The sequence below is a fragment of the Halomonas pelophila genome, assembly GCF_040196315.1.
Taxonomy (GTDB): Bacteria; Pseudomonadota; Gammaproteobacteria; order Pseudomonadales; family Halomonadaceae; genus Halomonas; species Halomonas pelophila.
In genome coordinates, this window is record NZ_JBEGCI010000004.1 from 76024 (window position 1) to 96539 (window position 20516).

Consider the following 20516-nt stretch of genomic DNA (forward strand, 5'->3'; position numbering starts at 1 on the left):
CGCATGCCACTTCATCCCGTCCATGCGCCCGCCGGGCGCGAGACCCCGCTGCCGATCAGCGCCACCCACCTGGTCAATGGCCAGGCCATGCAACCGCCCTGGCCCGAGGGGATGCAGGAGATCGTGCTGGGCCTGGGCTGTTTCTGGGGCGCCGAGCGGCTGTTCTGGCAGCTGCCCGGGGTGCACGTCACCGCCGTGGGCTATGCCGGTGGCGCGACCCCAAATCCCACCTACGAGGAGACCTGCAGCGGCCGAACCGGTCATGCGGAGGTGGTGCGGGTGGTCTTCGACCCGCGCGTGGTCGACCTGGAGACGCTGCTGCGCGTGTTCTGGGAGGCTCACGACCCGACTCAGGGCAACCGCCAGGGCAACGACATCGGCACCCAGTACCGGTCGATCATCCTGACCACCACCGACGAGCAGCAGAAGGCCGCCGAGCAGAGCCGCGAGGCCTACGGCGAGGCGCTGTCGCAACGCGGAAAGGGCCCCATCACCACCGAGATCGAGCCGCTCACGGCCTTCTACTACGCCGAGGAGTACCACCAGCAGTATCTGGAGAAGCACCCCGGCGGCTACTGCGGCCTGAAGGGCACCGGCGTCAGCTGCCCGATTGGCTGACAGCAGAGGACGCGGCGCCCTCTCTCAGCTCCGCGAGGCGCGTGCTGAGGCCGTCCACACGGTCGCTCAGGTAGTCGTCGTCGAAATCCGCCTCGTCGCGCAGGCGCCCGGGGTCATGGATGACGACGTGCGCGCGGTGCTTCTCGAGCACCCCGTCGCGCTCCAGCGCCGTCAGGGTGCGATTGATATGCACCGGCGAGAGCCCGAGGATCTGCCCCAGCAGGCGCTGGGAGATGGGGAAGGGCATGCGGCCGGGATCGACGGACTGGAGCTTGCTCAGGCGCAGGTAGGTCTCGAGCACGAAATGGCTGACCTGCACCCGGGCCGAGCGGTGGAGGGTCACCAGCATGCGCTCGGTGAGCAGCGCCTCCTGGCGTCCGATGGTGGCGAACAGGGCAACCGCCAGGGAGGTGGAGGCCGCGACGATATCCACGATCTGCTGGTGGGTGAAGGTGCTGACGCTGCCGGCGCTGATCATGCGCGCCTCGCTGCCGTGACGGCGAAAGGTGAACTCTCTGAGGCCGACGATATCGCCCGGCAGCAGCAGCTCAATGATCTGGCGCTCTCCCTCGCCGGTATCGCGCACGGTACAGGCCCAGCCGCTCTGCAGGATGAACAGGTTCTGAATGCGCGCGCCGAGCGCCCACAGCACCCGATCCTTATCCGCCGAAGCGGTGCGCCGCTCGAGCTGTCCGAGCAGCCGGCAATCGTCGTCGCCCAGGGCGAAGTAGCGGCTCATGGCGGCCTGAAAGTAGGGGGAGGGGGTCATTCACGAACCTCGATGGGCGGCGGCGACGGCGGGACGATGGCAGGCAAGAATCTGCACCGCCCTGTTCACTATAGCGCCATGTCACCATGACCCATGCCCGCGCGTTCCAACGCCGCAGACGGTGGCCCCCGATGATGGCCTCAGCCGATGCGTCGGCGCCGCCGCCGACTGCGCGCGATGCTCCCCAGCGAGCGGTGGCGGGCCGGCAGCGACTGTCGCGTCTCCTCGAGCAGCCGGCCATGTGCCCGACACTGGGCGATGCAGTCACCCAGCAGCGCATCCAGGCCCGGGATCGCGCCGTCGCGCAGCAGGCGCGTATAGAAGCGCGCCGTCCGACGCTCCTCCAGCAGGCTGACGCCCAGTTCCAGGTGCGCGATGTCGTCATCGACGATGAAGAAGTGCGCCGCACCGCGCTCCCGGCACCCGCCGGCCGCCGGCGCCTGGCCGGACTCGACGGGACTCTCCCCCGTCAGCGCCTCGACCAGCACCTCGCGTCGATCGCGACTCTCGTCGGCCAGGGCCTCCATCAGCTGGCTGAGGCCGGGGTAATAGGTCAAGAAGCGCAACGCCCGCCAGCGATAGCGTTGCGACTGCCGGCGTTCATGATCGTCTACCGCCTGCAGCAGCTCCGCGGGCAGCATGGGCGTCCGGCTGGGCCGGGAGTCATTGGCCTGGAGGGTCGATCCCTGAGACTGGTTCGAGATGTCCATGAGCTCCCCCCATGTGTGATGAATCGCGTGATGAATCCTGTGATGAATCCGGGGCGGCGGCCGGCACGGTGACATCGATCGCGGGCCTCGCCATGCCGCCAGACTAGGCATTGCGGCCGGGTAGTGGCGACAACATGGGTTAAGGTCACGGTATTTATTGTCGCCAGGGGTCATGGCGGGAGGGGCGTCGACGACCGTCAGCGGCCCGAGCGAGGGGCCTGCCACGCCGTCAGCTGGCGGGCGACTCGCCTGGCCAGCCACGAGGCCGGGCGGCCATTGCGCCACTCGACGAAGCCGACGTGCCCGCCGTGATGGGCGAGCTCCACCCGCACCGCGGGCGAGGGCCGGGGGAAGCGTTCGAAGAGCGCCGGCGGCATGAAGGGATCATCGTCGGCGTGCAGTATCAGCATGGGCAGCGCGACCTCGCGGAGCAGTGGGCCGGCCGAGGCCCGCCGGTAGTAGTCCGCGGCGCCGTCGAAGCCGTGCAGCGGGGCGGTCACGGCATCGTCGTAGCCGCGCAGGCTGTCGAGCGAGGCGAGCTCGCGGGGGCCGAGCGCCAGCGGCAGTTCGCCGCGCGCCAGGCGCCCGGCCATCTTCTGCTTGAGCGAGGCTAGCAGATGGCGTTCGTAGCGCCTGGCGAATCCCTGGCTCAGGGTGTCGGCACAGGCGGCGAGATCCAGCGGCGCGCTGATAACGATGGCCCCGGCCAGGTCGAGGCCCCGGCCACCCTGTTCCGCGACCAGCTTGGCCAGCATGTTGCCGCCCAGCGAGACCCCGGCGGCGACCTTCATGGCGTGAGGGTAGCGCTGCGCCAGCTGGCCAATCAGGAAGGCCGCATCGGCGGTATCGCCGCTGTGATAGGCGCGGGGCAGGCGGTTCGGGTGCTCGCCGCAGCCGCGGAAATGCATCAGCACGGCCCGCCAGCCCAGGCCGGCGGCGGCATTCAGCAGCTCCCGGGCATAGGGGGAGTCGATCGAGCCCTCGAGCCCGTGGAAGAGCACCAGGATGGGCGCCTCGGCCTCGGACGGGGCCGGCTCTGCCCAGGCCAGCTCGACGAAGTCGCCATCGGGCAGCTCCAGGATCTCGTCTTTCCAGCCAAGCGCGGGCCGCGGCAGGCAGCGCGGCAGCAGGGTCTGGACGTGACGATTGCTAAGCCCCGAGGGCGCGCGGAAGTCGGCGATGTGCCAGGGCTCGTCCATGAGGGGCTCCACCAGGGTGTTGGATAAAAGGGAGGGGTAGGGGACACGGCACGCCACCAGCGTCGGCGCCGTGCCGCGTCAGGTTCAAAGGGTATCAGGGTAAACGCGACTCAGAGTGCGCGGCGCGCCTCGGTGTTTGTCGCCAGCGCCTCCCAGAGGGCCTCGACGGCGGCCTGTTCGACGCCACGGCGGCGGTAGAGGCGGATCTCCAGCGGCACGTCCCAGCGGGCGTCGCCGGCGCGCACCAGGGTGCCCGCGGCCAGCGTCTCCTGCACCACGCGCTCGGGCAGCCAGCCCAGCCCATAGCCCAGGCCGACCAGCTCGCGGATGTTGCCGCTCTGGATGCTCTCGTGGAGCACCCGGAAGTCCGGCGCGCCGGGGATCCCCTCGAGATGGCGGCGCAGCGCCATGTCCGTCAGCCCGCGGGGATGGTAGGCGATCAGCGGCAGGCTGGCACGCGGGCCCGACGCCAGCGCGAAGCGGGGCCGCCCATCGGCCTCGGGCAGCGACACCGGCACCAGGCGTTCGCGGTCGAGGCAGCAGTGCTCGAGGCCCTCGGTCTCGGGCATCTGGGGCCCCTCGACCCGCGGCCAGTAGGTGAGCACCAGGTCGCACTCGTCGCGGGCCAGCGCCTCGAAGAAGTCGCTGGCCAGCCAGCCGGTGGCCCGCAGGTAGGGGGTCAGCGGCGGCGGGTTGGTGAAGCTGGCGAGCCAGGCCGGCAGGAAGTGCGCCAGCAGGCTCTGGGGCGCGGCCAGGCGCAGCTGGCTGGCCTGCTCCTCGGCCAGCTGCGACAGCCGCTGCCGGGTCGCGGCGACCCGGCGGGTCACCTCCAGGCTCAGCGCCAGGAACTCCTCGCCGGCCGGCGTCAGGGTCAGCGGCAGGGTCTGGCGGTTGATCAGGGTGGTGCCCATGCCCTCCTCGAGCAGCTTGATGCGTCGCGAGAAGGTCGGTTGGGTGACGTTCTGCTCCTCCGCCGCGCGCGAGAAGTGCTGGGTCCGGGCCAGGACGATGAAGTCTTCCAGCCAGCGCAGTTCCATGTCGATCCTCGAGCCAGGAGCCGGGTGTCACACCCGGCATTGTGCCACACCTCCCGGGGCGTCAGTCGATGCGCCCTTCCTCCACGGCGTGGCAGGCCACCTGGCTGCCGTCGTCCGAGACGATCAGCTCCGGGATCTCGCTGCGGCAGCGCGCGTTGGCGTGGGGGCAGCGGCCGTGGAAGACGCAGCCCGACGGCAGGTTGACCGGCGTGGGCACCTCGCCCTGCAAGCGGATGTGCTGCGGCCGGTCGTCCTCCAGGCGCGGGATGGCCGACATCAGCGCCTGGGTGTAGGGGTGGCGCGGCCGGGCGAAGAGCGTCGCGGTGGGCGCCACCTCGCAGACCCGGCCCAGGTACATCACCGCCACCCGGGTGCCGAAGTGCTCCACCACGGCGAGGTCGTGGGTGATGAACAGGTAGGTCAGGTTGCGCTGCTGCTGGGCCTCCATCAGCAGGTTGAGCACCTGGGCCTGGATCGACACGTCCAGCGCCGAGATCGGCTCGTCGGCGACGATGAACTCCGGGTCCACCGCCAGCGCCCGGGCGATGGCGATGCGCTGACGCTGGCCGCCGGAGAACTCGTGCCCGTAGCGGGCGCCCCAGTCGGCGGCGATGCCCACCGAGTCCATCACCTCGGCGACCTGGTCCTTGACCCGCTGCGCCGACCAGTCGGGGTGGTGCAGGCGGATCGGCTCCTCCAGGGTCTGCTGGATGGTCATGCGCGGGTTCAGCGACGCATAGGGGTTCTGGAAGATCATCTGCATGCGGCGGCGATAGGGCATCAGCGCCTGATGGGAGAGATCGTCGATGCGCTCGCCGTCATAGCGGATCTCGCCGGCACTCGGGTGCAGCAGCCCCATCACGGTGCGCGCCACGGTGGACTTGCCGCAGCCGGACTCGCCGACCACGCAGAGCGCCTCGCCGCGCTGGATGTCCAGGTCGACGCCGTTGATGGCGTGCACGTGCTTCTGCTCGCGGACCAGCTTGCCGCCCTTGAACTTGAGCTGCTCGAGAAAGTCGCCGGAGAGCGAGAAGCGCTTCTCCACGCCGCGAATCTCCAGCAGCGGGGAGGCGGGCTCGGCGGCGGGGGCGTGGGCTGTCGAACTCATCAGCGGATCTCCTCGGCCGGGATGCGCTCGCGATCGAGCATCTCGGCGACCATGTGGCAGGCGACCCGGCAGTTGCCGGAGGTCACGAAGTCAGGCACCTCATCGGTGCAGGCGTGGCGGGTCGAGCCGTCGGCGCGCTTCAGGAAGCCGCAGCGCGGGTGGAAGGCGCAGCCGCTCGGCAGGTTGTCCAGCGACGGCATGCTGCCGGGGATCTGGTTGAGGCGCGCGCCGGGCGTGGCCATCTGCGGCAGGGCGTTGATCAGCCCCTGGGTGTAGGGGTGCTGGGGATCGTTGATGATCTCCCGGGTCGGGCCCTGCTCGATCACCCGGCCGGCGTACATCACCAGCATGCGCTGGGTGACCTGGCTGACCACGCCGAGGTCGTGGGTGATCAGGATCAGGCCGACGTTGTGCTTCTCGCAGAGCTCGAGCAGCAGCGCCATGATCTCGGCCTGGATGGTCACGTCCAGCGCCGTGGTGGGCTCGTCGGCGATGATGATGTCCGGGTCGAGCAGCAGCGCGATGGCGATGATCACCCGTTGGCGCATGCCCCCGGAGAGCTCGTGGGGGTACTGGTCCAGGCGCGCCGCGGGGGAGGGGATCTGCACCTGCTCGAGCTTGCGCAGCGAGATCGCCCGGGCCTCCTTGGTGGAGATCCGCCGGTGCGCCTTCAGGCACTCGACCATCTGCTCGCCGATGGTCAGCACCGGGTTCAGGGTCATCATCGGGTCCTGGAAGATCATCGACATGCGGTGGCCGCGCACGTGGCGCAGGCCGCGGTCGCTCATGGCGGTGAGTTCCTGGCCGTCGAAGCGGATGCTGCCGCCGGCGATGTAGCCGGGCTTGGCGATCAGGTTGAGCAGGCTGAAGGCCGCCACCGACTTGCCGGCGCCGGATTCGCCCACGATGCCGAGGCGTTCGCCGCGCTCCAGGCTGAAGCAGACGTCACGCAGGGCCTGCACGTCGCCGCGGCGCAGGGCGAAGCGCACGTCGAGGTTGTTTACGTCGAGGAGTGCCATGGTAATCAGCCCTTGTAGAGTCGCGGGTTGAGGACGTCGCGCAGCCAGTCGCCGAGCAGGTTGATCACCAGCACGAGGATGACCAGCACGGCCCCGGGGATCAGGGTGATCCACCAGGAGCCCGACTGGATGTAGTCGAAGCCCGACTTGATCAGCGAACCGAGCGACGGGTGCGTTTCCGGCATGCCGAGCCCCAGGAACGACAGCGCCGCCTCGGAGATGATGGCGTTGGCCACCTGCACCGTGGAGATGACGAAGATCGGCGACAGGGTGTTGGGCAGGATATGGCGGAACATGATGCGCCGGCTCGTGAAGCCCATCACCCGGGCGGCGTCGACGTACTCCTTGCTGCGCTCGGCGAGCACCGAGGCGCGCACCGTGCGCGCGTACTGCGGCCACTCCGCCAGGCCGATGATCAGCACCAGCAGCGGCACCGCGTAGTCACTGTAGGTGGCGCCGCCGAAGACCGCCTTGACCAGGGCGCCGACCACGATGGCCACCATCAGGGTGGAGAACGACAGCTGGATGTCGGCCAGGCGCATCAGGAAAGCGTCGACGCGCCCGCCGAGGTAGCCGGCGAGCAGCCCGAAGCTGACGCCGAGCAGGGCCTGCAGCGCCACGGCGCCGAAGCCGATGATCAGCGACACCCGGGCGCCGTAGAGGATGGTCGAGAGCAGGTCGCGCCCCTGGGCGTCGGTACCCATCACGTAGGCCGGATCGCTGCCGTCGATCCAGAAGGGCGGCAGCTCCGAGGCGAGGATATCGATCTGCGCCAGGTCGTAGGGGTCCATCGGCGCCAGCCACGGGGCCAGCACCGCGACGCCGACCAGCATGATGAACACCAGCAGGCTGAGCTGGGCGACCGGGTCGCGCTTGAAGCTGTAGAGCAGGTAGGAGCCGCGGAAACGCGACCAGCGGCTCGCCACCGGTGCGGCTGCCATGGAAGAGTTCGTGGTAGTCATGCGGGCTTCCCTGTCAGTTTGACGGTGGGATTGACCAGGCCGTAGATGAGGTCGACCAGGGTGTTGGTGATCACGAAGATCAGGCCCACGATCATCAGGTAGGTCACGATCAGCGGCACGTCGGAGCGCTGGATGGCGTTGAGGAACATCAGCCCCATGCCCGGCCACTGGAAGACCGTCTCGGTGAGGATGGTGTAGGCCACCAGGGTGCCGATCTGCACCCCGCCCACGGTGATCACCGGCAGCATGGTGTTCTTCAGCGCATGGATGAAGTAGATGCGGCGCAGCGAGATGCCCTTGGCGCGGGCAAACTTCACGTACTCGGACTGCAGCACCTCGAGCATCTCGGCGCGGATCAGGCGGATGAACAGCGGCAGCATGATCGAGGCCAGCGAGACCGCCGGCAGCACCAGGTAGGTCAGCCCGGTCAGCGAGGCGAAATTGGTGTCCCAGGTGCCGAAGACGTTGATCGGGTCGCCGCGCCCGTAGGCCGGCATGCCGCCGTCGGTGGAGAGCGCCTCATTGAGCCAGGCACCCCAGCCGGTATCGGCGGGGAAGGGCGAGACGCTCACCCCGATGGCGAAGATCTGGATCAGCACGATGGCGGTCAGGAAGACCGGGATCGAGATGCCGACGATCGACACCCCCATGAAGAAGCGCGACAGCCAGGCCCGGGGCCGGATGGCGCTGTACACGCCGATCGGGACCGACAGCGCGATGATCAGGAAGGTACTGGCCGCCACCAGCTCGAGGGTCGCCGGCAGGTGGCGCATGATGACCTCGGTGGTCGGCTGGTTGAAGGTGTAGGAGTAGCCGAAGTCGAACTGGACGGCGTTCCCGGCGAACCGCAGGTACTGGACCAGGAAGGGGTCGTTGAGCCCCAGCTCCTCGCGCAGGGCCTCGCGCTCGCTCTCGGGCACCGACTGGCCGACCATCTGCTGGATGGGGTCGCCCAGGTTGTCCTGGATGGCGAAGGCGATGATGCTGATGACGAACATCACCAGCAGGGCATGGTAGAGGCGCTTGATCAGGAAAGCGATCATGGCTGGCGTCCCGTGTGCAACACGCGGTGACGCACTCGAGCATCGAGCGCGCCACAGGGGTCAGGGTTTCGAAGGGCCGGCCCGCGAGGGGCCGGCGCGCGGCGGGGGTTACTCTTCGTGGATGACCAGGTCCCCGAGGTAGGGGAAGTTCATCACGTTGAGGACCGGCTCGATGTCGACGTTGGCGGCCGAGGCCCAGGCCAGGTCCTGCCAGTGCAGCGGCACGAAGGCGGCATCGTCGTAGAGCGCCTGCTCGACCTGCTGGAGCATCTCGGCACGCTTCTCGAGGTCGACCTCGAGGTTGGCCTCGGCGACCAGCTTGTCGAGCTCCGGGTTGCAGTAGTTGCCGGCGTTGTACTGGCCGGCCCCGGTGTCGGCGTCCGGGCAGGCGGTCAGGTACTCGTGGAAGTTGGCCGAGTCCTCGGTATCGGAGTGCCAGCCGATCATCATCATGTCGGCGACGCGCTCGTCGTACTCGCCCCAGTACTGGGCCTTGGGCAGCGTCTTGAGATCCACGGTGACGTTGATGCGCGCCAGCATGGCGGCGACCGCCTGGGCGATCTTGGCATCGTTCACGTAGCGGTTGTTGGGCGCCATCATGGTGATCTCGAAGCCGTCTTCATACCCGGCCTCGGCCATCAGCTGCTTGGCCTTCTCCAGGTCGTAGCGCGGCTCGAGGCTCTCGACATGGCCGGCGTAGCCTTCCGGCGAGAACTGGGCGGCCGGGGTGGCGAAGCCCTTCATCAGGCGATCGGCGATGCCTTCCTGGTTGATGGCGTAGGCGAAGGCCTGGCGCACCCGCGGGTCCTGGAAGGCCTCGACGCGCTCCTGGTTCATGTGGAAGAGGATGATGCGGGTGCCCGACATGGTCACCAGCTGGACGTCCTCGTCCTCGCGGACCCGCTCCAGGTCGTTGGGCGGCACCGGGGCGATGAAGTCGACGTCGCCGGAGAGCAGGGCGGCCACGCGGGTGGCGTTCTCGCTGATCGGGGTCATGACGATCTCGTCGACGTTGCCCGGGGAGTCCTCGTCCCAGTAGTCATCGAAGCGTTCGAAGGCGATGCGCACGCCCTGCTGGCGTTCGGTGACCACGTAGGGGCCGGTGCCGGAGAGATGGCTCGAGGCGAAGGAGTTGCCGTTTTTGACGATCTCGTCCTTGGGGTCGCCGTCCTCGTCGGTGCCGCTGTAGAAGGCGCTGTCCATCGGGAAGACGTAGGTGGCCAGGTTCAGCAGCAGCGGGTAAGGCTTGGTGGTGGTGATCTCCACCGTGGTGTCGTCGACGGCGGTGACGCTCTCGATCGGCTCGAAGATCGCCTTGAAGTCCGGGCTGCGCTTGAGGCGCTCGATGGTCCAGACCACGTCCTCGGCGGTGAAGGCGTTGCCGCTGTGGAAGGTCACGTCGTCGCGCAGGGTCATGCGCATGGTGGTGTCGTCCACCTGCTCCCACTCGGTGGCCAGGCGCGGCTCGAAGGAGAGGTCCTTGTTCCAGCGCACCAGCGGGTCGAAGGTCATGTGGGAGAGCTGGAGGATGCCGCCGGAGAGCTGCTCGTGGATGTCCAGCGACACTGGGTCGGCGTCGTAGGCCATGCGCAGGCTGGTTTCGGCGGTGGCCACGGAGGGCAGTACGGCGGTGGTCATGGCGGCGCCGATCACGCTCGCCAGCAGGGTCTTCTTGAGAGTCATGTGTCGTTCCATGCCGGGTGACTTGTTATTGGTGTCATGACCGCTAAGGTCCAGCCCACAACATAGAGAGCCCGGCGGCCCCTGCCCAATCGAAATTTTGACAGGCGCCATGCGCCCGGCGAATGAGGCCGCCGGGCGAACGATGCATCAGTCCTCGCTGGTCGGCGTCAGGCGGCCGATGCGGTAGAGGGTGGCGACCTGGTCAAGCCCCGAGACGCTGCACTCCAGATCGGTGACGCGACCGTCGCTCAGGCCGTAGACCCAGCCGTGCACGGCGAGCGGCTGGCCGCGCTGCCAGGCGCGCTGGATGATCTTGGTGCGACACAGGTTGTTGACCTGGGCCTGGACGTTGAGCTCGCACATGCGATCGACCTGCTCGCCGAGGGGCAGCGACTCCAGGTCGCCGCGATGGCGGCTGTAGAGCTCGCGCACCGAGTGCAGCCAGTAGTCGACCATGCCGCACTCGTCGCCGGTCACGGCTGCCTTGACCCCGCCGCAGCCGTAGTGGCCGACGATCATGATGTGCTTCACCTTGAGCACGTCGACGGCGAACTGGACCACCGAGAGGGCGTTCATGTCGTTGTGGTGCAGCAGGTTGGCGACGTTGCGATGGACGAAGACCTCGCCGGGCGGCAGGTCGATGATCTGGTTGGCCGGCACCCGGGAGTCGGAACAGCCGATCCACAGGTAGTCGGGATTCTGCTGCTGCGACAGCCGGGCGAAGAAGTCGGGATCCTGGCGACGGACGCTGTCGGCCCAGTCGCGGTTGCGCTCGAGCAGCTCTTGCATTTCGGTTTTCATGGGTGGGCTTCTCTGAAGAACGGGCCATGGGATATGGGACGGGAGGCATTCTTGATTACCGCATAGCCAGGGTCAATGGAGCGGGCCTCCCTGGCGTCGACCGCGGCTGGTATGATCGCGCCCGATCAGAACGACACACCATCAGGAGAACACTGTGTCCGAATACGACTACGACCTCTTCGTGATCGGCGCCGGTTCCGGCGGCGTGCGCGCCGCCCGCACCGCGGCGGCGACCGGCGCCCGTGTCGCCGTGGCGGAGGATCGCTACCTGGGGGGCACCTGCGTCAACGTCGGCTGCGTGCCCAAGAAGCTCTACTCCTACGCGGCCCACTTCCACGAGGCCTTCGAGGATGCCGGCGGCTTCGGCTGGCACCTGGCCGAGGCGCCACGCTTCGACTGGGCGACGCTGCGCGACAACAAGATCGGCGAGATCAAGCGGCTCAATGGCATCTACGGGCGGCTGCTGGACGCCGCCGACGTGCGCCTGATCAACGAGCGCGCCCGGGTGGTGGACGCCCATCACGTGGAGGTCGGCGGCGAGACCGTCAGCGCCGAGAAGATCCTGGTGGCCGTCGGCGGCTGGCCCTGGACGCCGGACTTCCCCGGCAAGGAGCTCACGGTCAACTCCAACCAGGTCTTTGATCTCGAGACCTTCCCCGAGCGCTTCCTGGTGCTCGGCGGCGGCTACATCGCGGTGGAGTTCGCCAGCATCTTCAACGGGCTCGGCAGCGAGGCGCACCTGGTCTATCGCGGTGATCTCTTCCTGCGCGGCTTCGATCAGGAAGTGCGCGAGTTCACCCGGGACGAGATGGCCAAGAAGGGCGTCAACCTGCACTTCGACGCCAACATCGAGGCGATAGAGAAGGTCGAGGGCGGCCTGCGCGTCACCCTGACCAGCGGCGAGCAGCTTGAGGTCGACGCGGTGCTGGCGGCGACCGGTCGTCGCCCCCACCTCGAGGGGCTCGGGCTCGAGGCGCTGGACGTGGCCCGCACCGAGAGCGGGCATCTTGCCGTCAACGAGCGCTTCGAGACCTCGGTGCCGTCGATCCTGGCGCTCGGCGACGTAACCGGCGGCCCGGAGCTCACGCCGGTGGCGCTCGCCGAGGCCATGCAGCTGGTCCGCCACCACTTCGAGCCGGGCGAGCCGGCCCCGCTGGACTATCGCCACATCCCCACGGCGGTGTTCTGCCACCCCAACATCGGCACCGTGGGGCTCTCCGAGGAGCAGGCCCGTGCGGCCTGTGGCGAGATCCGGGTCTACGCGGCGGACTTCCGCCCCATGAAGCACACCCTCTCCGGCAGCAGCGAGCGCTGTCTGATGAAGTTGATCGTCGACGACGCCAGCGACGTGGTGGTCGGTGCCCACATGGTGGGCGAGGAGGCCGGCGAGGTGATCCAGGGAATCGCCGTTGCCGTGCGCGCGGGACTCACCAAGGCGGATTTCGACGCCACCGTGGGCATCCATCCCACCGGCGCCGAGGAGTTCGTCACCATGCGCACCCCGACGCGCCGCTGACGTCGATCGACGGCGCTACGTGATCACGGGCCACCCTCAGGGGGGCCCGTTTGCGTTGGAGACCCTCAACGTTTCGGCGTCCTCATCCTGGGCTATTCTGAAGTGACTCTGACGCTGTTCTGGAAGGAGGAGCCGGGCGTCGATGCCGACATGGCGGGCCTGGACCCACGCAACATAATGATATTTTATGGTTAGGCGGCGCCTGGATAACCATGGTTTTGAATTGCTAATAAGGCGCTGTTATAATCTCGCTCAAATTCGCTACAGCGAACCACCGACATGACCGCAACCACCGAACCCTTCACGCCCTCCGCCGACCTGGCACGGCCCACCGTGGCCGACGCCGTGGTCGGCCACGAGGCCTCGCCGCTGTTCATCCGCAAACCCAATCCCGATGACGGCTGGGGCATCTACGAGCTGGTCAAGTCCTGCCCGCCGCTGGACGTCAATTCCGCCTATGCCTACCTGCTGCTGGCGACCCAGTTTCGCAACAGCTGCGCCCTGGCCACCAACGAGGAAGGGGAGGTGGTCGGCTTCGTCTCCGGCTACGTGAAGAGCAATGCGCCCGACACCTACTTCCTCTGGCAGGTGGCGGTGGGGGAGAAGGCGCGCGGCACCGGCCTGGCGCGCCGCCTGGTGGAAGCCGTGATGTCTCGCCCGGAAATGGCCGAGGTGCACCACCTCGAGACCACTATCACCCCCGACAACCAGGCCTCCTGGGGCCTGTTCCGGCGACTGGCCGATCGCTGGCAGGCACCGCTCAACAGCCGCGAGTACTTCTCCACCGATCAGCTCGGCGGTGAGCACGACCCGGAAAACCTCGTGCGCATCGGACCCTTCCAGACCGATCGCATCTGATCATCCGCCTTTTCGTGGGACCGGCTGCCCGACGGGCGGCCCAGGCCCCTGCGTCTCTACCGGCCGCGTCGCGGCCAGAACCCTATCCAACACCAACAGGAGGTCGCACATGCAGACCCAGATTCTCGAACGCATGGAGTCCGACGTTCGGACCTATTCACGCTCCTTTCCGGTGGTCTTCACCAAGGCCCAGAATGCGCGGCTGACCGATGAAGACGGCCGCGAATACATCGACTTCCTGGCCGGTGCCGGCACGCTGAACTACGGCCACAACAACCCGCACATCAAGCAGGCGCTGCTCGAGTACCTGGCCGAGGACAACATCATCCACGGCCTGGACTTCTGGACCGCCGCCAAGCGTGACTACCTCGAGGCCCTCGAGGAGGTCGTCCTCAAGCCACGTGGGCTCGACTACAAGGTCCAGTTCCCCGGGCCGACCGGCACCAACGCCGTCGAGGCGGCCATTCGCCTGGCCCGCAACGCCAAGGGTCGCCACAACATCGTCACCTTCACCAACGGCTTCCACGGCGTGACCATGGGCGCGCTGGCCACCACTGGTAACCGCAAGTTCCGCGAGGCGACCGGCGGCGTGCCGACGGTCGGGGGCAGCTTCCTGCCCTTCGACGGCTACATGGGCGAGGGCACCGACACCCTGGACTACTTCGAGAAGCTGCTCGGCGACAAGTCCGGCGGGCTCGACGTGCCGGCCGCGGTGATCATCGAGACCGTGCAGGGCGAGGGCGGCATCAACGTGGCTGGCCTCGAGTGGCTCAAGCGGCTCGAGCAGATCTGCCGCGACCACGACATCCTGCTGATCGTCGACGACATCCAGGCAGGCTGCGGGCGCACCGGCAAGTTCTTCAGCTTCGAGCACGCCGGCATCACCCCGGACATCGTGACCAACTCCAAGTCGCTCTCCGGCCTTGGCCTGCCGTTCGCCCAGGTGCTGATGCGCCCGGAGCTCGACGTCTGGAAGCCGGGTCAGTACAACGGCACCTTCCGCGGCTTCGCGCTGGCCTTCACCACCGCCGCCGCGGCGCTGCGTGAGTACTGGGCCGACGACGCCTTCGAGAAGGAAGTGGCGCGCAAGGGCGAGGTGGTCGCCAAGCGCTTCCAGAAGATCGCCGGCATGCTCAACGAGCTGGGCTTCGAGGCCACCGAGCGTGGCCGCGGCCTGATGCGCGGCATCGACGTGGGCAGCGGCGACATCGCCGACAAGATCACCCACAAGGCCTTCGAGAACGGCCTGGTCATCGAGACCAGCGGCCAGGACGGCGAGGTGGTCAAGTGCCTCTGCCCGCTGACCATCACCGACGAAGAGCTGACTCGCGGCCTGGATATCCTCGAGGCCAGCGCACGCGAAGCGCTGAGCTGATACGCTGACAGGGTCGCCCGGTCACGAGGAAGGGCGGCCCGGTCCTCGACCGGCCGAGGGCTCGGCCGGTTCGCCATCGACATTACTGGAGAGTATTCATGATCGTTCGCAATCTCGAGGAAGCCCGCAAGTCTGACCGCTTGGTCACCGCCGAGAACGGCAACTGGGACAGCACCCGCCTGTCGCTGGCCGACGATGGCGGCAACTGCTCCTTCCATATCACCCGGATCTATGAGGGCACCGAGACTCATATCCACTACAAGCATCACTTCGAGGCGGTGTTCTGCATCGAGGGTGAAGGCGAGGTGGAGACCCTGGCCGACGGCAAGATCTGGCCGATCAAGCCGGGCGACATCTACATTCTCGACCAGCACGACGAACACCTGCTGCGGGCCAGCAAGACCATGCACCTGGCCTGCGTCTTCACTCCGGGCCTGACCGGCAAGGAGATCCATCGCGAGGATGGCTCCTACGCGCCGGCCAACGAGCCGGACGACAAGACCCCGCTCTGATCCGAGCGCTGTTCGTCGCGTTCCTGTCGCGACGACACGGGTTTAACATCTGGCCCCGAACCGTCATGGTTCGGGGCCAGGTCGTGATGGAGTGCGCCACTCGGCATAGCCTAGTGGCGCCTCAGGGCGCCGAGCGATCGAAGACGATGGTGATCTCGGCCAGCCTCACGCCGAACTTGCTCATGGCCGTGCGGTTGATCAGCCGCCCGTCTGGCTGCAGGTACATCCAGTCATCCAGGGTGAAGGTGAGCTCGCGTCCCGAGACCTCGACCGGCAGGCGGTAGCGCATATTGAAGGCATGGCCGGCCTGGCGAGCCTCGACGGGACCCTCGACGTCATTGGCTTGGCCGAGCCAGGTCGCATCATCCTGGCGCTCGAAGGTCCAGACCCGGCGGTCCGTCTCGCCATCCTGGTAGGTGAAGTGCTCGTCGAGGGTCAGGGTGTCGCCCTCGAGGCTGCCGTCGATCACCACCGTGAAGCGACGCTGCACCTCGCCACTGTAGTCCTGCACCATGCCCCAGGCGCGCGTCTGGCCGTCGAAGTACTCGCCGATGTCCAGCCGGGGCGTGGTGCCGGCGTACCGCTCGACATCGACACTGCCGCAGCCGGCGAGCAGCAGCGCCAGGAGAAGCAGCAGGAGCAGTCGATAGCGCAATATCTTGTACATGATCTATCCAGGATTGATTTCAAGTACAGCAAAGGCTAGCGGATCGCCGACGCCGGCGCCATCCGGCGGCCCACATGGCCACCTGGAAGGCGATCCTGATCGCGTGGAATGCCGGACACCCACTACGACGCATAATGTATATTATGTTAAATGATGGATAGTCACGATATGGATCCTCCCGACCGTTGCCCCGCCTTTTCCCGTTGCTGACTGGCCATTTGGCCATGATGCTCACATGATTGAACACTAATACCGTCGTTTTACCTGCGCCGCCTCGCTGGGCAGTGCGCGCAGGGTTCTTGTCGACGCTTCTCGGGAACGGGCCATGAAAACCACGCTACGTCTCGTCATCGTCATCCTCGTGCTGACGGTGGCCCTGGGCGGCATATTCGGGTGGAAGTACCTGAAGATGCAGGAAATGGGCGAGAAAAATGCTCAGCCCCAGTCACCCACGCCCATCGAGGCGGTGACCATCGTGTCGCAGTCCTGGCGCTCGGCGTTGAGCTCGGTGGGTTCACTGCGCGCCATCAATGGTGTCGAGGTGGCCAACGAGCTGGCCGGCGTCGTCAGTGACGTGGCCTTCGAATCAGGGCAGCGCGTCAGCCAAGGCGACGTCCTGATTCGTCTCGAGGACAGCGTCGATCAAGCCGCGCTGGTTGCCCTGGAGGCGCAGGCGCAGCTGGCCAACGAGACGTACAAGCGTTACTCGAACCTGTTGCCACGCAGTGCGGTATCCCAGTCCCAGTTCGATGAAGCGCGCGCCAACTACCGAGCCGCCCGCGCGAACGTCGAACAGCAGCGTGCCCAGATCAACAAGAAGACCATCCGAGCGCCCTTCGATGGCGTGGTGGGCCTGCGCGAGGTGGATCTGGGCGAATACATCGCCGTGGGCACGCCGATCGTCGACCTGAACATGCTCGATCCCATTCATGTCGACTACAGCGTGCCGGAACGTGCGCTTGACCAGGTGGCCGCCGGACGCAACATAGCGCTGACGGTGGCGGCGTATCCCGAGCGCATCTTTCGTGGTGAGATACTGGCCGTCGCGCCTTCGGTCAACGAATCGACACGAACGATCAATGTCCGCGCGCGTCTCGACAATGCCGACGGGGCCCTGCGTCCCGGCATGTTCGCCGAGGTCAATACCCTCTCGACCGAGACGCGAGAGGTCATCACCCTCCCCCGCACGGCGCTCTCCTTCAATACCTATGGCGACTTCGTGTTCCGCGTCACCGAGAATGATCAGGGCCAGACCGTCGTGGCTCGTCAGCAGGTCACGACAGGCAGCACGCGCGACGATGTGATCGAGATCACCGAGGGGCTCGTGCCCGGCGACCGGGTCGTGGCCACCGGCCTGCTGCGCCTGCGTGATGGCCAGCCGGTCAAGCCGACGGAGAAAGGTGCCTACCCGGATCCGGCGGCCGACGCCGGCGAGGAGGCCAAGGGCCGATGACATTCACCGATGTCTTCATCCGGCGCCCGGTGCTCGCCACCGTGATCAGCCTGCTGATCCTGCTCGCGGGCCTGAGGGCCGCGATGGACATGGAAGTGCGCCAGTACCCGGAGCTGGAGAGCACCGTGATCACGGTGACGACCTCCTACCCCGGGGCCAGCTCCGAACTGGTGCAGGGCTTCGTGACCACGCCCCTGCAGCAGGCCATCGCCGAAGCCAATGGCATCGACTTCATCGAATCGACCAGCCTCCAGGGGGCCTCGACCATCGAGGTCAACATGGAGCTGAACTACGATGCCAACGCGGCACTTGCCGAGGTGCAGGCCAAGGTGGCCAGCCAGCGCAGCGTCCTGCCCGTCGCGGCCGAGAGTCCGGTCATCGAGTCGTCGACCGGCGACAGCACGGCGCTGATGTATCTGGCGTTCTACTCCGAGCGCATGGCGGTGCCGCGCATCACCGACTACCTGACGCGGGTGGTACAGCCCAAGCTCCAGGCGCTGCCCGGCGTGGCCAAGGCCCGCAGCTTCGGTCAGAACATGGCCATGCGCATCTGGCTCGACCCGCGACGCATGGCGGCCCTGAACGTCGATCCCGGCCAGATCATCGAGGTGCTGCAGGACAATAACTACCAGGCCGGCGTCGGCAAGACCCGCAGCGAGCTCGTGGCCATCAACCTGACCACCGATACCGATATCACCGATCCCGGTCAGTTCGAGGACCTGGTGGTGCGTAATGACGGCGGTGATCTGGTACGCCTACGGGACGTGGCACGCCCGGAACTGGGCGCAGAAAGCTATGACAGTACCGCCTGGTACAGCGGGACGCCCGCCACCTTCATGGCCATCGAGCAGGCGCCCGGGGCCAACCCGCTGAAGGTGGCCAGGGCGGTCCGCGACACGCTGCCGGAGATCCGTCGCCAGCTGCCGGCCGGTCTCGAGGTGGTACTCCCCTATGACGCCTCGGAGTTCATCGAGGACTCCATCAACGAGGTGATCAAGACCCTGCTCGAGGCGGTCGTCATCGTGCTGGTGGTGATCTTCCTGTCGCTCGGGTCGTTCCGTGCGGCCCTGGTCCCGGCCGTCGCGGTGCCGCTGTCACTTATAGGAGCGGCCTTCGTGATGCTGATGCTGGGCTTCTCGCTCAATCTGCTGACCCTACTGTCGATGGTGCTGGCGATCGGCCTGGTGGTGGATGATGCGATCATCGTGGTCGAGAACGTGCATCGACACATCGAGGCCGGGGAATCGCGCTTCGACGCCGCCATCAACGGGGCCAGGGAGATGGCGGTGCCCATCATCGCCATGACCACCACCCTGGTGGCGGTCTATGCGCCGATCGGCTTCATGGGCGGCCTGGTCGGCTCGCTGTTCACGGAGTTTGCCTTCACCCTGGCCGGCGCGGTGGTGGTCTCGGGTATCGTCGCCTTGACGCTCTCCCCGATGCTGTCCGGCAAGGTATTGAAGCCCCACGGCAGCTCGTCGCGCTTCGAGCGAGGGGTCGAGGCCAGTTTCAATGGCCTGTCCAGCGGCTACCGTGGGCTCCTGTCGCGCACCCTGGAAACCGTCTCGGTCCCGGTGGTGTTCGCGACCGTGGTGCTGGCCTCGATCTATTTCATGTTCATCACCAGCCAGAACGAACTGGCCCCCACGGAGGATCAGGGGATCATCTTCTTCCAGGGGACCGCGCCGCAGACCGGCACGCTGGAGTACCTGGAGCGCTATGCCGGCGACATCCAGGCCGGCATGGAAGGCATCGACGGCTACGAAGAGTCCTTCATGATCCTCGGCGGCACCAGCACCGACACCGTGTTCGGGGGCTTCAAGATGGCCCCCTGGAGCGAGCGGGATGTCTCGCAGATGGAGGTGATGCCGGCGCTGCAGGGCGCCCTTTCCCGGGTCACCGGCCTGCAGACCGCCGCCTTCCCTCGCCCCTCCCTGCCCGGCTCCAGCGGTGGCCTGCCGGTGCAGTTCGTGCTGACCACCGGCAACAGCTACGAGGAGCTCAACGCCATCGCCGACGAGCTGCTCGGTCGCGCCATGGGCAGTGGCAACTTCGCCTTCCTGCGCAAGTCGATCGATTTCGACCGTCCGACCACCCGTATCCTGGTCGACCGTGACCGGGTGGCGGATCTTGGCCTCACCATGGCCGATATTGGCCAGGCGCTGTCGACCCTGCTCGGCGAAGGCTATGCCAACCGCTTCAGCATGGACGGGCGCAGCTACAAGGTCATTCCCCAGGTCGAGCAGGCCTTCCGCCTCGATGCCTCGATGATCGACACCTACTACATCGAGGCGGACTCCGGTCAACAGGTCCCGCTGGGTAACCTGGTGCGCTTCGAGGACAGCGTGGAGCCTTCCGCGCGCAGCCAGTTCCAGCAGCTGAACTCCCTCATACTCGAGGGGGTGCCTCGCCCCGGCGTCACGCTGGGCGATGCGCTGACCTGGCTCAACCAGACGGCCGCCGAGAGCCTGCCCCCCGCCTACTCGGTCGACTATAAGGGTCAGTCGCGACAGCTGATGAGCCAGGGCAGCGCCCTGGTGCTGACCTTCTTTCTCTCGCTGATCGTCATCTATCTGGTGCTGGCGGCCCAGTTCGAGAGCTGGCGTGATCCGCTGATTATCCTGGTCTCGGTGCCGATGTCGGTGGCCGGCGCCATGACCTTCATTACCCTCGGGGTTTCGAGCCTGAACATCTATACTCAGGTAGGTTTGATCACCCTGATCGGGGTGGTGGCCAAGAATGGCATCCTGATTGTCGAATTCGCCAATCACCTGCAGCACGAAAAGGGGCTGAACAAGCGTGATGCGGTCATCGAGGCCGCGGCGATCCGCCTGCGGCCGATCCTGATGACGTCGGTGGCGCTGATCGTGGCCATGGTGCCCCTGCTGGTGGCCACCGGAGCAGGCGCAGTCAGCCGTTTCGATATCGGTCTGACCATCGCCTCGGGACTGGGTATCGGCACGCTGTTCACCCTCTTCGTGCTGCCGGCGTTCTACCTGCTGCTGGCACGGGATCACAATGCGGCCAAGGATGCCGGCGCTGCGGCGAGTGCTTCATCATGAGCGGTCAGGCACCCGGCACTCCCGGTGCTCACGTGGACAGGGTCGGTATCACTCCTTATCATCGCCGAACTCTTCGCCATTCGCGGAGATGGAAATCTGAGAATTCCGGCGGTGGCTAGGGTCG

Annotated in this window: 18 protein-coding genes; 7 read left to right on the top strand and 11 right to left on the bottom strand. The window is 66.9% G+C overall.

The annotated features are described in order from the left end of the window. Positions 1–3 precede the first annotated feature (3 nt). Positions 4–618 carry a peptide-methionine (S)-S-oxide reductase MsrA gene (gene msrA, locus ABE957_RS05335; RefSeq protein WP_349757648.1) on the top strand — a complete coding sequence of 205 codons (615 nt, stop codon included), beginning with the start codon at positions 4–6 and terminating at the stop codon, positions 616–618. Here the strand turns inward: msrA and ABE957_RS05340 are convergent. The 10 genes from ABE957_RS05340 to can all read right to left on the bottom strand — a co-directional run bounded on the left by ABE957_RS05340 (position 599) and on the right by can (position 10949). Next, positions 599–1387, bottom strand: a complete 789-nt coding sequence (locus ABE957_RS05340) for a Crp/Fnr family transcriptional regulator (RefSeq protein ID WP_349757649.1) — start codon at positions 1385–1387, stop codon at positions 599–601. The two genes, msrA and ABE957_RS05340, sit on opposite strands and share 20 nt — an antisense overlap. Before the next feature lie 140 nt (positions 1388–1527). Beyond that, positions 1528–2097, bottom strand: coding sequence for a hypothetical protein (locus tag ABE957_RS05345; protein WP_349757650.1), 570 nt, complete (start codon positions 2095–2097; stop codon positions 1528–1530). Between the two features lie 197 nt (positions 2098–2294). Then, positions 2295–3296, bottom strand: a complete 1002-nt coding sequence (locus ABE957_RS05350; RefSeq protein ID WP_349757651.1) for a hydrolase — start codon at positions 3294–3296, stop codon at positions 2295–2297. A 110-nt stretch (positions 3297–3406) separates the two neighbouring features. Then, on the bottom strand, positions 3407–4333 hold the full coding sequence (locus tag ABE957_RS05355; protein ID WP_349757652.1) for a LysR family transcriptional regulator: 927 nt from the start codon (positions 4331–4333) through the stop codon (positions 3407–3409). 61 nt (positions 4334–4394) lie between these two features. Continuing rightward, on the bottom strand, positions 4395–5441 hold the full coding sequence (locus ABE957_RS05360) for an ABC transporter ATP-binding protein (RefSeq protein WP_349757653.1): 1047 nt from the start codon (positions 5439–5441) through the stop codon (positions 4395–4397). Continuing rightward, positions 5441–6460, bottom strand: coding sequence for an ABC transporter ATP-binding protein (locus ABE957_RS05365; protein ID WP_349757654.1), 1020 nt, complete (start codon positions 6458–6460; stop codon positions 5441–5443). Before ABE957_RS05365 ends, ABE957_RS05360 begins: the two co-directional genes overlap by 1 nt. Positions 6461–6465: 5 nt before the next feature. Next, entirely contained in the window at positions 6466–7422 is a 957-nt protein-coding gene (locus ABE957_RS05370; protein ID WP_108444282.1) for an ABC transporter permease, read from the bottom strand. After that, a complete protein-coding gene (locus ABE957_RS05375) occupies positions 7419–8465 on the bottom strand; it encodes an ABC transporter permease (RefSeq protein ID WP_349757655.1) in 1047 nt (348 codons plus the stop codon). Before ABE957_RS05375 ends, ABE957_RS05370 begins: the two co-directional genes overlap by 4 nt. A gap of 108 nt (positions 8466–8573) precedes the next feature. Next, a complete protein-coding gene (locus tag ABE957_RS05380) occupies positions 8574–10148 on the bottom strand; it encodes an ABC transporter substrate-binding protein (RefSeq protein WP_349757656.1) in 1575 nt (524 codons plus the stop codon). A 147-nt stretch (positions 10149–10295) separates the two neighbouring features. After that, positions 10296–10949 carry a carbonate dehydratase gene (can, locus tag ABE957_RS05385; protein ID WP_349757657.1) on the bottom strand — a complete coding sequence of 218 codons (654 nt, stop codon included), beginning with the start codon at positions 10947–10949 and terminating at the stop codon, positions 10296–10298. Positions 10950–11103: 154 nt separating this feature from the next. On the opposite strand from can, the gene gorA reads away from it, so the two are divergent. The 4 genes from gorA to ABE957_RS05405 all read left to right on the top strand — a co-directional run bounded on the left by gorA (position 11104) and on the right by ABE957_RS05405 (position 15210). Beyond that, on the top strand, positions 11104–12465 hold the full coding sequence (gorA, locus tag ABE957_RS05390; protein ID WP_349757658.1) for a glutathione-disulfide reductase: 1362 nt from the start codon (positions 11104–11106) through the stop codon (positions 12463–12465). A gap of 279 nt (positions 12466–12744) precedes the next feature. Next, positions 12745–13323, top strand: a complete 579-nt coding sequence (ectA, locus tag ABE957_RS05395; RefSeq protein ID WP_349757659.1) for a diaminobutyrate acetyltransferase — start codon at positions 12745–12747, stop codon at positions 13321–13323. A gap of 109 nt (positions 13324–13432) precedes the next feature. After that, positions 13433–14698: a diaminobutyrate--2-oxoglutarate transaminase gene (gene ectB / locus ABE957_RS05400; RefSeq protein WP_349757660.1), complete on the top strand. Its 1266-nt coding sequence runs from the start codon at positions 13433–13435 to the stop codon at positions 14696–14698. Positions 14699–14796: 98 nt separating this feature from the next. Continuing rightward, entirely contained in the window at positions 14797–15210 is a 414-nt protein-coding gene (locus ABE957_RS05405) for an ectoine synthase (RefSeq protein ID WP_349757661.1), read from the top strand. 121 nt (positions 15211–15331) lie between these two features. On the opposite strand, the gene ABE957_RS05410 is transcribed toward ABE957_RS05405, so the two are convergent. Continuing rightward, positions 15332–15877: a DUF3833 domain-containing protein gene (locus tag ABE957_RS05410; protein WP_349757662.1), complete on the bottom strand. Its 546-nt coding sequence runs from the start codon at positions 15875–15877 to the stop codon at positions 15332–15334. A gap of 325 nt (positions 15878–16202) precedes the next feature. On the opposite strand from ABE957_RS05410, the gene ABE957_RS05415 reads away from it, so the two are divergent. Together ABE957_RS05415 and ABE957_RS05420 are read left to right on the top strand one after the other, a co-directional pair. Continuing rightward, a complete protein-coding gene (locus ABE957_RS05415) occupies positions 16203–17330 on the top strand; it encodes an efflux RND transporter periplasmic adaptor subunit (RefSeq protein ID WP_349757663.1) in 1128 nt (375 codons plus the stop codon). Next, positions 17327–20392 (top strand): efflux RND transporter permease subunit, encoded by a 3066-nt coding sequence (locus ABE957_RS05420; protein ID WP_349757664.1) that lies wholly within the window; start codon positions 17327–17329, stop codon positions 20390–20392. The genes ABE957_RS05415 and ABE957_RS05420 overlap by 4 nt, the downstream gene beginning before the upstream one ends. Positions 20393–20516: the final 124 nt, after the last annotated feature.